The organism is Mesorhizobium amorphae CCNWGS0123 (assembly GCF_001686985.1).
GTDB lineage: Bacteria > Pseudomonadota > Alphaproteobacteria > Rhizobiales > Rhizobiaceae > Mesorhizobium > Mesorhizobium amorphae.
Genome location: NZ_CP015318.1, coordinates 3565251 through 3578398 on the forward strand (window position 1 = coordinate 3565251; position 13148 = coordinate 3578398).

Annotated in this window: 13 protein-coding genes; 5 read left to right on the plus strand and 8 right to left on the minus strand. The window is 65.1% G+C overall.

Translation table 11 applies throughout. The features are described from left to right. Nucleotides 1-152: 152 nt before the first annotated feature. Nucleotides 153-1922: a glucan ABC transporter ATP-binding protein/ permease gene (locus A6B35_RS16700; protein WP_006205895.1), complete on the plus strand. Its 1770-nt coding sequence runs from the start codon at nucleotides 153-155 to the stop codon at nucleotides 1920-1922. A 105-nt stretch (nucleotides 1923-2027) separates the two neighbouring features. After that, on the plus strand, nucleotides 2028-2780 hold the full coding sequence (locus tag A6B35_RS16705; RefSeq protein WP_006205896.1) for a heme ABC transporter permease: 753 nt from the start codon (nucleotides 2028-2030) through the stop codon (nucleotides 2778-2780). Between the two features lie 27 nt (nucleotides 2781-2807). Here the strand turns inward: A6B35_RS16705 and A6B35_RS16710 are convergent, their stop codons facing one another. Then, the gene (locus A6B35_RS16710) at nucleotides 2808-3866 is read right to left on the minus strand and encodes a D-TA family PLP-dependent enzyme (RefSeq protein ID WP_006205897.1); all 1059 of its coding nucleotides are present in this window, start codon (nucleotides 3864-3866) and stop codon (nucleotides 2808-2810) included. Nucleotides 3867-4005: 139 nt separating this feature from the next. On the opposite strand from A6B35_RS16710, the gene A6B35_RS16715 reads away from it, so the two are divergent. Next, the gene (locus tag A6B35_RS16715) at nucleotides 4006-4692 is read left to right on the plus strand and encodes a D-lyxose/D-mannose family sugar isomerase (RefSeq protein ID WP_006205898.1); all 687 of its coding nucleotides are present in this window, start codon (nucleotides 4006-4008) and stop codon (nucleotides 4690-4692) included. A 15-nt stretch (nucleotides 4693-4707) separates the two neighbouring features. Here the strand turns inward: A6B35_RS16715 and A6B35_RS16720 are convergent, their stop codons facing one another. The 7 genes from A6B35_RS16720 to A6B35_RS16750 form a co-directional block, all read right to left on the minus strand. After that, nucleotides 4708-4911 (minus strand): hypothetical protein, encoded by a 204-nt coding sequence (locus A6B35_RS16720; RefSeq protein WP_244426098.1) that lies wholly within the window; start codon nucleotides 4909-4911, stop codon nucleotides 4708-4710. Between the two features lie 95 nt (nucleotides 4912-5006). Beyond that, nucleotides 5007-5867 carry an RDD family protein gene (locus A6B35_RS16725; protein ID WP_006205900.1) on the minus strand — a complete coding sequence of 287 codons (861 nt, stop codon included), beginning with the start codon at nucleotides 5865-5867 and terminating at the stop codon, nucleotides 5007-5009. Then, entirely contained in the window at nucleotides 5860-6867 is a 1008-nt protein-coding gene (locus tag A6B35_RS16730) for a stage II sporulation protein M (protein ID WP_244426107.1), read from the minus strand. Before A6B35_RS16730 ends, A6B35_RS16725 begins: the two co-directional genes overlap by 8 nt. A 2-nt stretch (nucleotides 6868-6869) precedes the next feature. Then, nucleotides 6870-8180: a DUF58 domain-containing protein gene (locus A6B35_RS16735; RefSeq protein WP_006205902.1), complete on the minus strand. Its 1311-nt coding sequence runs from the start codon at nucleotides 8178-8180 to the stop codon at nucleotides 6870-6872. Next, complete coding sequence (locus tag A6B35_RS16740) at nucleotides 8177-9133, minus strand: AAA family ATPase (RefSeq protein ID WP_006205903.1); 957 nt, start codon at nucleotides 9131-9133, stop codon at nucleotides 8177-8179. Before A6B35_RS16740 ends, A6B35_RS16735 begins: the two co-directional genes overlap by 4 nt. Beyond that, nucleotides 9120-10325, minus strand: coding sequence for a hypothetical protein (locus A6B35_RS16745; protein ID WP_006205904.1), 1206 nt, complete (start codon nucleotides 10323-10325; stop codon nucleotides 9120-9122). The genes A6B35_RS16740 and A6B35_RS16745 overlap by 14 nt, the downstream gene beginning before the upstream one ends. After that, nucleotides 10322-10954, minus strand: coding sequence for a DUF4129 domain-containing protein (locus tag A6B35_RS16750; RefSeq protein WP_244426102.1), 633 nt, complete (start codon nucleotides 10952-10954; stop codon nucleotides 10322-10324). Before A6B35_RS16750 ends, A6B35_RS16745 begins: the two co-directional genes overlap by 4 nt. 164 nt (nucleotides 10955-11118) lie before the next feature. Between A6B35_RS16750 and A6B35_RS16755 the strand changes: the two genes are divergently transcribed. After that, on the plus strand, nucleotides 11119-11886 hold the full coding sequence (locus A6B35_RS16755) for a YciC family protein (protein WP_006205906.1): 768 nt from the start codon (nucleotides 11119-11121) through the stop codon (nucleotides 11884-11886). A gap of 205 nt (nucleotides 11887-12091) precedes the next feature. Further along, the gene (locus tag A6B35_RS16760; RefSeq protein ID WP_006205907.1) at nucleotides 12092-13147 is read left to right on the plus strand and encodes an ornithine cyclodeaminase; all 1056 of its coding nucleotides are present in this window, start codon (nucleotides 12092-12094) and stop codon (nucleotides 13145-13147) included. Nucleotide 13148: the final 1 nt, after the last annotated feature.

Here is a 13148-nt window from a genome sequence, read left to right on the forward strand (position 1 = left end):
TTAGGTGATCACGACAGATTTCGCAGCGTCGTCATCTTTTGTTCGCGAATTGGGAACGGAAGAGGTAGACGGGCATTGTTTTGCGACACGTTAACCGGTACGTGTCAAGAAATGGTGCGGTGCACAATAAAACTTTTGGCGGAGTAGCTGAAGTGTCCCTTCTGCAAATCTACTGGAGAGCGCTGGGTTATCTCGCGGCCGACAGAAAGCGCGTCGCGCTGATCTGCGGCGCGAACGTCGCGCTTGCCATTATCGCCATCCTCGAGCCGATCATGTTCGGACGGGTGATCGATGCCATCTCCGAGCATGGCTCGGTGTTCTCGACGCTGGGATTGTGGGCCGGCCTCGGTGCCTTCAACATCGTCGCCTTCGTGCTGGTGGCGCGCGGCGCCGACCGTTTCGCTCACAAGCGGCGCAGCGAAGTCCTGTGCCAGTCGTTCGAGCGCGTGATCACGATGCCGCTCGCCTGGCATCACCAGCGCGGCACCTCCAATTCGCTCCACACGCTGCTGCGCGCGGTGGAGACCCTGTTCAGCCTGTGGCTCGAATTCATGCGCCAGCATCTGTCGACGGCTGTCGCCCTTGCGCTGCTGATCCCGACCGCGCTCAGCATGGACGTTCGCATGTCGATGGTGTTGCTTGCGCTCGGCGCCCTCTATGTCGGCATCGGCCGGCTGGTGATGCGCCGCACCAAGGCAGGCCAGGCAGCGGTCGAGCAGCACTACCACACCGTGTTCGCGCATGTGACCGACTCCGTCAGCAACGTCGCCGTGCTGCAGAGCTACAACCGCATCGGCCATGAGACCGAGGCGCTGAAGCGTTACGTCAAGAACCTGCTCGATGCGCAGAATCCGGTGCTCGACTGGTGGGCGATCGCCAACGCGCTGCATCGCCTGTCGTCGACCATCTCGATGATGATTGTGCTTTTGATCGGCGCCTATCTGGTCACCCATGGCCAGCTGCGCATCGGTGACGTCATCGCCTTTACCGGATTCGCCACGCTGCTGATCGCCCGTCTCGACCAGATGTCGGCCTTCGCCAACCAGATCTCCGAGGCCCGCGCCAAGCTCGAGGACTTCTACCGCCTCGAGGACTCGGCCGCCGAAACCGCTGAGCCCGACGGTCTGCGCGACCTCGTCAACGTCACCGGTCACGTCCGTTTCGAACATGTCGGCTTTGAGTTCGCCAATTCCGGCCAGGGTGTCGACGACGTGTCGTTCGAAGTCCAGGCAGGCCAGACGGTCGCCATCGTCGGCCCGACGGGCGCCGGCAAGACAACGCTCATCAACCTGCTGCAGCGTGTCTTCACGCCGTCCAGCGGCCGCATCCTGATCGACGGCATCGATACCCGCTCGGTGACCCGCAAGTCGCTGCGCCATTCGATCGCCACCGTGTTCCAGGATGCCGGCCTGCTCAACCGCTCGATCGAGGACAACATCCGCGTCGGCCGCGCCGAGGCGACCTATGACGAGGTCCACGCTGCCGCCAATGCCGCCGCCGCGCAGGACTTCATCCTGTCGAAGAGCGCCGGCTACGACACGGTGGTCGGCGAGCGCGGCGGCCAGCTTTCGGGCGGCGAGCGCCAGCGCATCGCCATCGCCCGCGCCGTGCTCAAGGATGCACCGATCCTGGTCCTCGACGAGGCGACCAGCGCGCTCGACGTCGAGACCGAGGACCGCGTCAAGGAAGCGATCGACGAGTTGCGCCGCGATCGCACCACCTTCATCATCGCCCACCGCCTGACCACGGTTCGCGACGCCGACCTGGTCGTGTTCATGGACAAGGGCAGGGTGGTCGAGTTCGGTGGCTTTGCCGAACTGTCGCTGCGCAACGGCCGCTTCGCCAGCCTGCTGCGCGCCGGCGGCCTGCTTAACGATGAAGAGGTCCGTCGCCTCAGCCGGACTGTGAACGAAGCGGCTTGAGCGGAACGGCTTTCCTTCTCCCACAGGGGAGAAGGAAGAGCCTGCCTCGCCTGCGACACCACCACTCGATTGCCCCAAACACGCCGCGGGTCTATGTAAGGCCGCATGAGCGACACCACCTCACGCCTCACCGGCTGGATGGATATTGCCAACCCGACGCGCTTCGTCGGGCTGGCCGACAGGCTCGTGCCGTGGCTGGCTTCGGTCGCCGCCATCCTGCTCGCTGCCGGTCTCTATATGAGCTTCGCGGCACCCGAGGACTTCCAGCAGGGCATCACCGTGCGCATCATGTACATTCACGTGCCTTTCGCCTGGCTCGCCATGATGTGCTACACGCTGATGGCGATCTCGGCGTTGGGCACGCTGGTCTGGCGCCATCCGCTGGCCGACGTGGCGCTGAAATCGGCGGCTCCGATCGGCGCCGTCTTTACGGCACTTGCCCTGATCACCGGTTCGATCTGGGGCAAGCCGATGTGGGGCACCTGGTGGGTGTGGGACGCGCGACTGACCTCGGTCTTCGTGCTGTTCCTGATGTATCTCGGTATCATCGCGCTGACCCGGGCGCTCGATGACGCAAGCCGCGCCGCCTGGGCCGCGGCCATCATCACGCTGGTCGGCTTCATCAACATCCCGATCATCAAATTCTCGGTCGACTGGTGGAACACGTTGCATCAGCCGGCATCGGTGTTCCGCATGGGCGGCTCGGCTATCGATCCCTCGATGTTGCGGCCGCTGCTGGTGATGGCGCTCGGCTTCACCGTGCTGTTCTTCGCCCTGCATCTGATGGCGATGCGCACGGAAATCCGCCGGCGCCGCGTGATTTCGATGCGGCGTGTGGCGGCGCGCCAGGCTAACTGACCTCAGTCGAAGATCAGCTACCGCTTCTCATCCCATCCGGCCGCGCGCAGCCACCGGCAGCGTTTCCAGCACCTTGTCGCCGTCGACCAGATGCACCTGGTCGAACAGATTGGTGACGACGCAGCAATGGTCGGGCACGACGCGCACGCGCTCGCCGATGCGCAACTTCGCATCGCCTGAAAGCGTGACATTGCCGTGCTCTTCGCTGAGGCCCGTGACCCTGGCGCCCGGGATGCCCAGCAACTCGCCGAAATCGGCCAGCCCCAGCGTGTCGCTGGACAGCGCCTTGCTGCCGGCATCGAGGATGGCCCGCGCCGGCGTCGGGTGGCTGACCACCGTCGACAGCACCGTCAGCGCACAATCGTCAAGGCCGCCGACGCCTTTGGCAACCTGGTAGCGGTCGAGATAGATGTAGGTGCCGGGCCGATACTCGGTGACGACGCTGTCCTCGCCCGAGCGCCACATATCCGGCGTGCCGCCGCTGGAGATGCGTTGGCATTCGAGGCCCGCTGCCGCCAGCGCTTGTTTGGCATCCACAAGCCACGCCTCGGCCTGCGCCGCGCGGCCGGCCGCCGGATAGGTCATCAGCCCGCCGAAGCGAAGACCCTTGGCCTTGTCGATCTCGCGCGCCAGCGCAACTGCCTCGTCGGGGCTCTGCACACCGCAGCGGCCCATGCCGGTGTCGCATTCGACCAGCACCGGCAGCGGATGGCCGGCATCGGTGAAAGTGTCGGCGAGCCCTTCCAGCGTTTCCCTGCTGTCCGTTGTCACCGACAACGTCACGCGGCCGTGCAGCGCCTTGAGGCGCTCCAGCTTGGCGCGCCCGAGAATGTTGTAGGGCAGAAAAATATCGGCGAGGCCGGCATCGGCCATCACCTCGGCCTCGCCGATCTTCTGGCAGGTGATGCCGACCGCGCCGGCCGCAACCTGCTTCTTCGCCCAGTAGGGCAGCTTGTGGGTCTTGATATGCGGCCTGAGCTTCAGTCCATGGCGGTCGCCATGCGCCTGCGCCCGCTTGATGTTGGCTTCGGCGCGGGCGGCATCGATCAGGATCGCCGGCGTATCGAGGTCGTCTATGCTGCGCATGGATTGTCACCTTGAGATTTGCCTGGACTTATGGCCCCGATCGGTCCGGATGTCATGAGGCCAGCATAGAGTTTGCGTCGACACCGGATCGGTGTTCGGCTATGCGCTGTAGGCGCCGCCTGAAGAAGGGATCACGACCATGAAACGCTCCACCATCAACGACATCATCCGCGACGCCGACGCCTTCATCCGCTCGTTCGGCTATATCATGCCGCCCTTCGCCTACTGGAGCCCGGAAGAGATGAAGGCGCGCAAGGCTGATTCTGCGGCTATTTTCACCTCGCGCCTCGGTTGGGACATCACCGACTACGGCCAGGAGAAGTTCGACGAACTCGGCCTGTTCCTGTTCACCGTGCGTAACGGCGTCTACGCGGACATGAAAAAGGGCATGGGCATGCTCTATGCCGAGAAGATCATGATCTCGCGCAAGGACCAGCTGTCGCCGATGCATCGCCACAACATCAAGGCCGAGGACATCATCAACCGCGGCGGTGGCAAGCTGGTGCTGGAACTGTTCATGCACGATCGCGACGGCGGCATCGATCCGAAGGCCGAAGTGTCGGTGCCTGTCGACGGAACCATCCACAGATTGCCGGCCGGCGGGCTGCTGAAGCTCGATCCGGGCCAGAGCGTTACACTAATGCCGGGCGTCTGGCACGCCTTCTGGGCCGAAGGCAAGGACGTGCTGATCGGCGAGGTCTCGACCGTCAACGACGACCTCACCGACAACGTCTTCCGCGAGCCGATCGGCCGTTTTTCCAACATCGACGAGGATGTCGCGCCGCTGCATCTGCTGGTGTCGGATTACGAGAAGTGGGTGGGGTAGCGGCCTGGCTGCCTTCTATTTTGATCGACCGAGGAGCGCGCGCAGTCTGCGCACTTCGGCGACCAGGCGAGGCACGTCCTGACGCGCGGCAGCCATGAAATCCTGATCGGCAACAGTCCCGTCGGTCATTTCGATGTCTTCGCCTCGATCCGCTCCTTCGCCGGTTTGGATGAAATTCGATCCGCCGAGAAAATCCCGGCCTCGACCCATGATTTCCATGGGCCTGGCTGGGCCGCAGCTGCCCGGGCCTCCATCTCCTGGAGTTCGAGTTCGGATGGAGATGTGATCATGGCGGCCTCGTTGGTTCGTGGACGCTAGCGCGCGTGCTTGTCCGCCTTGCGGTTGCCAAGCAGCAGCTTGCGTTCCAGATGCGCCCTGAGCTCGCCGTAGTAGGCGGTGAGGAAGGCCCTTGAATCCGGCGCCTGCGGCACTGCACCGATCTTGCGCCCGATCGTATCGGCCACCGCCCTGAGTGCGAAATAGTCGTCGCGGCGCAGCACCTCTTCCAGCTTGTGCAATTCGGCGATGCCATAGGCGTCGAGCTGGGCTTGGCTGAAATGGAATGCTTTGGCGACCGGATCCTGCCGCAGCGACAGGTCCTCGACCAGCGCAACCTTCGGCGCTTCGACCACCCAGGTGCCGGCCAGCAGGTCGCCGATGCGCAGGCGGTCGCGGTTGAAAAGCGGGAAGAGCGCGAACAGCAGCGCCCACACCAGCCCGAAGATCGTCGTCAGCGTGTCGGCGACGCCGGCGCCGCCGCGTCCGGCAAGGATAGAGAGCGGCAGGAAGATCTCGATCTCGCGCATCAGATTGCGCGCTATCACCTGATCGATCGTGAGACCCGCGCCGCTGCGCGAGGCGACCCGTATGCCGACGATCCGCTTGCCGGGCGTCGCGGCGCGCCGGCCGGCCTCGAAGGCGATGAAATAGGCATTGCGCAGCAGGAAGATCAGGATGATCCAGACGATGAAGAGCGGCTGCAGCTCGTGGGCGCCAAGGCCTCTCAACCCGAACAGCGCGACGATGGTGATCACCACCGCCGCGGTGGAGATGATCACGACATCGAGCAGGAAGGCGGAAGCCCGCGTGCCGGCGTCGGCAAGCCTGACCCTGAGATCGACGCCTTCCGGCGTGATCAGCGGTCGTGCCGCTACAAAGGCAGCGCGCCTAGCCATGCCGCACCAGCCGGAACAGGTAGAAATAGGCGCTCCACAGCGCCAGCATGCCGCCGCCTATGGCATAGCGCGCGCCATCGCTGGTGATCGTCTGCCGGCCGATGCCTTCGAGCAGGCCGGCAAACAGCAACATCACCACGACGCCGACCATGGCGGTCGCGGCCACCCGCCCGGCCTGGGCGGCGGCCGCCATGCGGGGCAGTTCGCCGGGAAAGGCGATGCGCGTGCCGATGCGCATGCCGGCGGCGCCGGCCAGGGCGATTGCGAAGATCTCGGTGGTGCCGTGAATGGAGAGCCAGCCGCCGAGTTCCAAGCCCAGCCCCTTGGCCAAATAGATCTGGAATATCGCGCCGAGCATGCAGCCGTTCATCAGGATGAGCAGCACGGTGGGCACGGCAAAGGCGAAGCCCAGCGCAAAGGCCAGGATCGCCACCTGCGTGTTGTGCGTGAAAAGATAGGCGGCGAAGCTCGACAGGAATTCGCTGCTGGCGCCGTCATAAAGCACGCTGCGCAGCATCTCCGCCGACGAATCCGGGTTGCGCCCACCGGCAAGGCCAGGCGCGATGATGGCGTCGTACCAACCCTTGTCGGACGCGACCAGCCAATAGCCGGCGCCACCGCCGATCGCCGTCAGACCGACAGACACCAGCGTCTCGCGCCACAGGTCGCGTATGGCATGCGGCCAGTCATGCAGGAAGAAATCGCCGATGCGCTGCCGCAGGCCGCGGCGCGCGCCGTAGAGGTAGAAATAGCCGCGCAGGCAGAGCGATTCGAGATAGGAGACCAGGGCATTGTCGAGCGATGTCGCGCGCGCCACCGAGAGCGAAGACAGCGCCGACCGGTAGAGCAGGGGCAGCGACAGCAATTCCTCTTCCGAAAGTGCGCGCGGCGCCCGTTTCTCGACACGCGCCAGCAGTGCCTCGAACGCCTTCCAGTCGGCCTCGCGCTCCTGGCGGAAGCTGGCCAGCGACTGGCGTACCGCGTTGGTGCCAGCTTGCATCGTCACAGCAAATCCTCCTGCTTGAGCTGCAGGTAGCGCTCGACCAGCGCCAGGCCGAGCCGCTGATGGCTGGCCTCGATGACATGTGCACCGAGCAGCCTGAGCCGGCCGATCACCACTTGCCGCTCCCTGAGCAGGCTGCCGGCGGTCACGGCGCGCGCGACGTCTTCGGGGGCGGTGGGCGGCATGTCGGCCAGCGTTTCCAGCTCGACATCCTTCATCATCATGAACAGCACCAGATGCCGTTCGGTCAGCCGGCCGACGGTGCGCAGCATTAGTTCGGCGCTGATCGGGTCGACGAAATCGGTGAAGACGATGACCAGCGAGCGGCGGTCGAGCTTGGCCGAAAGCGTGGTCAGCGCGAGCGTGAAATTGGTCTCCTCGCTGGAATAGTCGATCTCGGCCGCGCGCTTCTGGATCATCGCGAAGCTGGCGGAGCCGCGCACCGCGCCGCTGGTGACGCGGGGCCGCGCATCGAACGAGAACAGGCTGACCATGTCGCCGCCCTTCAGCGCGATGAAGGCCGACAAAAGTGCTGCCGTCACGGCACGGTCGACCTTCGGCACGCCGTCGACCGGCTCGCACATCAGGCGTCCGCTGTCGATGGCGAGCACGATGTTGTTGTTCTCCTCGATGCGGAATTCGCGCGCCAAAAGTTTGCCGTGGCGGGCGCTACGCTTCCAGTCGATCATCCGCCGGCCCATGCCGGGCTGATAATCCTTCAGTGACTCGAACTCACGGCCCTGGCCGGCACGCCTTTGCGCATGGCCGTCGGCCAACGTCGAGCGCTGCAGAAGGGTGATCGCCTCGTCGCGGGCGCTCCTGACATCTGGCAGCACCGCCACCTTCTTGTCCATCGGCAGCACGACCTGGTTCCAGACCAGCCCGAACGGTCCGCGCCAGCGCAGCCACAGGCGGTCGAAGCTGGCAATGCCGCGCCGCAATGCCTCGAACTGCAGGTCGAGCGTTCCGCCGTCCTTGGTCGGAGCCAGCGCGCCGCCGCTGCCGGCGACCGGCGCCAGCCGCGCATCGTGCCCGACCCGCGCCTGCAGTGCCCGCGGCCGGCCGGCAAAGCGGGCGGCGATCTGCAGGTTGAACCGACCGCCGACGCCGATCTGCGGCGGCGCGTCGAGACTGGCGCTGAGCGATGCCCGTCCGCGCCCGGCGGCCGCATCAACCGCCAGGAAGGCAAGCAGCAGGCAGATCCACAGCAAGCCGAGATACCAGAGCGACGGCAATGCCAGCGCCACCAGGAAGGCAGGGATGGCCCCCGCCGCCGCTGCCCAGATCGCCCTGCCGCTTGGATAGATCAACGTGGCGCTTCCGTCTGGTCGACAAGGTCGGAGACGATCTGCTCGACCAGCCGCCCGTCGATCTGCGCCGCCGGCGAGAGGATGACGCGGTGGCGCAGCGCGGGCACGGCGAGCGCCTTGACGTCATCGGGGATGACATAGGCGCGTCCGTCGAGTGCCGCCCTGGCGCGCGCCGCGCGGGCGAGCATTGCGCCCGCGCGTGGGCTGGCGCCGACTTCCAGTTCCGGGCTTTGGCGTGTGGCGCGCACCAGCGAGGCAATGTAGCCGACGACGTCGTCGACGAGCGTGACATCGCCGACGGTGGCAAGCGCCTTCTCCAGCGTCTTGCGGTCGGTCTGCGCCTCGATGCCGTATTGCTTGATGTCATGCGAGGCGGAACCGCCGCCATGGTGGATGATGATGGCGCGTTCCTCCTGCGCGTCGGGGTAGCTCACCCGGTGCTTGAACAGGAAGCGGTCGAGCTGGGCTTCGGGTAGCGGATAGACGCCCTGGTGCTCGATCGGGTTTTGCGTCGCCACCACCATGAAGTTCTGGCCGAGCGAATGCGTGGTGCCGTCGAAAGTCACGGCGTGTTCCTGCATGGCTTCCAGCAGCGCCGCCTGCGTCTTCGGCGGCGTGCGGTTGATTTCGTCGGCAAGCAGCAGGTCGCAGAAGATCGGGCCGCGCGTCAGCGTGAACTGCCCGGTCTGGAAATTGTAGATGTTCGATCCGACGATATCGCCGGGCATCAGGTCGGGCGTGAACTGGATGCGGCCATAGGCGACGCCGAGCGCCTGCGCGAAGCAGCGCGCCGTCATCGTCTTGGCGGTGCCCGGCGGTCCTTCGAGCAGGATATGCCCACCCGCGAACAAGGCGGTCAGCATCAGGTCGACCGTGTCATGCTGGCCCGTAATCGCCTTCGCCACCTCTTCCCTGATCGCATTCGCCAGGGTCTTCACATCATCGACGTTCACTGAGCCTCCTTGACGTCCAGTCGTGCAGCCGCTCGGCCGCCTCATGCATTTGCGCCAGGGTCCTGGCATTGTTTGCGGCCTGCAGGCGCACAGTAAAGCCGCCGGCCTCGTCCTTGTCGCGGGAATCCAGCCAGTGGTCGAGCGCTTCGCCCTGCAGGCCGTGCGGCGCGCCGAGCAGTGCCGCGGCGCGCGCCCGCGCCAGGGCGCCGTAGCGGTCGCCCAGTTCCTCCAGCCGACCCGCGCGCCTGAGCAGCATCGCCGTGGTGTCGACCAGCGCCCGCTTGCCGAAGGCGATCGCGCGCTCCTCGGCACGCGGTGGCCCGAAACGGCCAAGGCCGTGCAGGAAGGCCAACGCCGATGCGGCGAGGATGGTCAGCGTCAGCGCCAGGAACGGCGGCTCGACCAGGAGCTTGGCGAGATCGTATTTGCGCCCCGCGCCGTGCAGGGTGAGGTCGAACATGACCGTCCCTTCGTCGGGTGTCAGGAAGGCGATCAGGTCGCGCGCCGCCGCTGCCTTGTCCGGGTCCTTGAGCGCGGCGTTGTTGATCAGGTCGGGGTCGGTCAGGATGTAGAAAGGCTTGTCGGCGAGTTCGGTGAGAACAGCCTTGCCGTTGCCCGCCGCGATCAGCGGATGCTCCTCGGCCACCCACTGCATGTCCTCGGGCGCGGCAACGAGCCTGCCTTCGATGTCGAGTTTCTCGACCGTGCTTTGGCCGACGCCGAGCTTTGCCTTGGTGATGCGGCCGAGCCATTCATTCACGACCGTGTCGGGCAGCCGCTCGACTTTCGTCTCCCAGCCTTCGTGCTCCAGCAGCGGGAACGTCTGCCATTTCGGCAGCACGAAGAGCGTGCTGAGGTCTTTGCGCAGATCGAGTATCCGGGTGAGCGCCTCCGGGTCGCTCGCGGGCGAGATGGTGACGATCAGCAATTTGTCGCTGGCAAGGTCGTCCTCGTTGCGCGCCATCGACGGTGGCTCGCCGGTCAATTTCAGCCATTCCACCAGGCCGGCATAGCCGGAGCCGCCCTTGGACAATGGCGTTGGCCCGCCATTGCCAGGCGTGCGGAAATCGGGGGCATAGGTGGAAAGCAGGAAGAAACCGGCCGCCGCGAGCAGGCTGGCGAAAATGCCCCAGAACAGCGTTCTGCGGCTGAACGGTTCCTGCGACGGAACTTCGGCTGCCGGAGCGCTCATGCCCAGGCATCCCGGAAGGCGAATCGCTCATAGGCGCCGCGCGCCTGTTGCCAGCCTTCGGCCCCGACCGGCCGGCGGGCGAACAGCGCGGCCTCGACGATCCGCGCGATCTCGCTGAACGCGCCGCGGGCGCGTGCCGGCAGGGAAGGCGCATTGGCAATGTCGCGCGACGTCAGCGACGGCCGCAGGAAGTCGGGCAGCCGTCCGGCAATGTCGGCGACGCTGCGGCGAAGCAGGAGGTGGACCGCTTCGTCATAGTCGCCGCGCGCGGCAAGCGCGTCCGCTTCCGACAGCAGGATCTGGGCTGCGCCTGCGTCGGGGCGCCATGCCTCTTCCGCCTCGGTCTCCTTGCGTGCGCGCCGCCACGGCAGGCGCCAGGCGACGCCTTTCACTTCAAGCACGATCAACAAAAGGATGATGGCCGCGCCCGATATCACCGCGGCCCAGAACAGATAGATCATATAGGGACCGAGCCGCTCCAGCATCTCCAGCAACGGCTTCAGCCATTCGGGCGGTTCAGGCTGAACAAGGGCCGGCAGGCCGAACTGGATCGAATTATCCGCAAGCAGCTGCTTGTGCATCTTGGCCAGCCATTCGGCGTCCGCTGTGCCCAGCCCTGCATTTGCCACCCGCTCGCCCCCTGCAACCTGCGGTTCCGCGCCGACAGTGGCAATGCAGAATAAGAATTGCAAGTGGGCTGGACGGCGACCTTCAATCTTGGCAAATTTACTGTCGAGTCCGCCAACCTACACGCGGCGGTGAGCACGGGGGGTGCATCATGACTTCGACGACAATGGAACGGCCGGAGAAATTTCAGTTCGGCAGGGTATTCAACAACACATTTGCCGTAATCGGTCGCAACATCGGTCTTTGCGTTGGTTTGGCTTTGCTGTTTTCAGGCGTGCCGACGGTTGTTTTTCGACTTTGGACCGAATCGCGCATGCAAGCGATCTTGCAGACCGATCCTGGCGCCGCGGCAGACCCCACCTTCGCGTTTGGCAACCCCTGGATCACGGTTGTTGCCGTTGTCATAAGCTCCATGCTGGCGCTGCTGCTGCAGTCGGCGCTTGTGCGGGCCACCATCGAGGATTTGAACGGCAAGCGGCCGACCCTTGGCGACAGCCTTCAGATCGCCATCCGCTTTCTGCTGCCGACCCTGGCGATAGGTTTCCTCGTTGCTCTGGGGTCGGGCCTGGCCATGATCGCCTTGATCGTGCCCGGCGTCATCCTGTGGCTCGGCTGGTCGGTGTCGGTGCCGGTTCTGATCCAGGAGCGGCTCGGCGTGTTCGGCTCCATGTCGCGAAGCCGTGCTCTGACCAAGGGCAGCCGCTGGTCGCTATTTGGCCTGTTCCTGGTTTTGATCATCATCGCCATGGTCATCCAGGGGGCGGTTGGCGTGGTTGTCTACCTTTTTCACGGCACTGTCGCTTCCATCCTGGAGGGGCTGGTGCAGAGCGTGGTGTCGATGGTGCTGTCGGTCGCCGCCGCGGTCAGCTATGTCGAGCTGCGCCAGGTCAAGGAAGGCACCAGCGTTGACGAACTGGCGGAGATCTTCTCCTGACGGGGAGGGGTCTCACCACATCATGAAGCTCCTGCATATCGGCCTTCAGCCCGAACGTGGCTGAAGGCCGTGCCTGCTCGTGGCCACCAGCGCCGCGATTGGCGCGCTTGAGGCGCGCGATCCCGCACTCGTTTGCGTGATGAAGGCGTATAATGCTCAGCGTAATGACTGATTGCCGTCGGCAAAGGCGGGAGCACGCGAGACCATGATCCCCAATCTCAACATCGTTCCCTTCGTCAGCGTCGACCACATGATGAAGCTGGTGCTGAAGATCGGCGTCGAGCGTTTTCTTACCGAGCTTGCTGCCTACATCGAGGACGACTTCCGCCGCTGGGAGGCCTTCGACAAGACGCCGCGCGTCGCCTCGCACAGCGCCGAGGGCGTCATCGAACTGATGCCGACCAGCGATGGCGAGGTCTATGGCTTCAAATATGTCAACGGCCATCCCAAGAACATGCGCGAGGGCCGCCAGACGGTGACCGCTTTCGGCATGCTGGCCGACGTCCACAATGGCTATCCGGTGCTGCTGTCGGAAATGACCATACTGACGGCGCTGCGCACGGCGGCGATGTCGGCGCTGGCGGCAAAGCACCTGGCGCCTGCCGGCGCCGATTGCATGGCGCTGATCGGCAATGGCGCCCAGGCCGAATTCCAGGCGCTGGCCTTCAAGGCGCTGCTCGGCGTGCGCAGATTGCGCTTCTTCGACATTGATCGCGCGGCGACGGAAAAATGCATCCGCAATCTCGCCGGCCTCGGCTTCGATATGGTGGCCTGCGGAACCGCGCAAGAGGCAGTCGAGGGCGCTCAGATCATCACCACCGTCACCGCCGACAAGCAGTACGCCACCATCCTCACCGACAACATGGTCGGCTCCGGTGTCCACATCAACGCGGTCGGTGGCGATTGTCCCGGCAAGACCGAGCTGCACCGCGACATCCTGCTGCGCTCAGACATTTTCGTCGAATACCCGCCGCAGACCCGTATCGAGGGCGAGATACAGCAGCTTCCCGCCGACCATCCGGTCACCGAGCTGTGGCAGGTCATCACCGGCGTGGCAAAGGGCCGGCGCGAGCCCGGCCAGATCACCCTGTTCGATTCCGTCGGCTTCGCCATCGAGGATTTTTCGGCGCTGCGCTATGTCCGCGATCAACTCGCATCGACCGGCCTCTACCAGGAACTCGACATGCTGGCCGACCCCGACGAGCCGCGCGACCTGTTCGGCATGCTGCTGAGGGCGGCGGCGCCGGCGAAAATGGCTTAGG

What these genes read in the sequence shown, in the direction of transcription:
- A6B35_RS16705 (WP_006205896.1), top strand. Translation starts at nt 2,028, where the DNA reads ATGAGCGACACCACCTCACGCCTCACCGGCTGGATGGATATTGCCAAC.
- A6B35_RS16710 (WP_006205897.1), bottom strand. Translation starts at nt 3,866, where the DNA reads ATGCGCAGCATAGACGACCTCGATACGCCGGCGATCCTGATCGATGCC.
- A6B35_RS16715 (WP_006205898.1), top strand. Translation starts at nt 4,006, where the DNA reads ATGAAACGCTCCACCATCAACGACATCATCCGCGACGCCGACGCCTTC.
- A6B35_RS16720 (WP_244426098.1), bottom strand. Translation starts at nt 4,911, where the DNA reads ATGGAAATCATGGGTCGAGGCCGGGATTTTCTCGGCGGATCGAATTTC.
- A6B35_RS16725 (WP_006205900.1), bottom strand. Translation starts at nt 5,867, where the DNA reads ATGGCTAGGCGCGCTGCCTTTGTAGCGGCACGACCGCTGATCACGCCG.
- A6B35_RS16730 (WP_244426107.1), bottom strand. Translation starts at nt 6,867, where the DNA reads ATGCAAGCTGGCACCAACGCGGTACGCCAGTCGCTGGCCAGCTTCCGC.
- A6B35_RS16745 (WP_006205904.1), bottom strand. Translation starts at nt 10,325, where the DNA reads ATGAGCGCTCCGGCAGCCGAAGTTCCGTCGCAGGAACCGTTCAGCCGC.
- A6B35_RS16755 (WP_006205906.1), top strand. Translation starts at nt 11,119, where the DNA reads ATGGAACGGCCGGAGAAATTTCAGTTCGGCAGGGTATTCAACAACACA.
- A6B35_RS16760 (WP_006205907.1), top strand. Translation starts at nt 12,092, where the DNA reads ATGATCCCCAATCTCAACATCGTTCCCTTCGTCAGCGTCGACCACATG.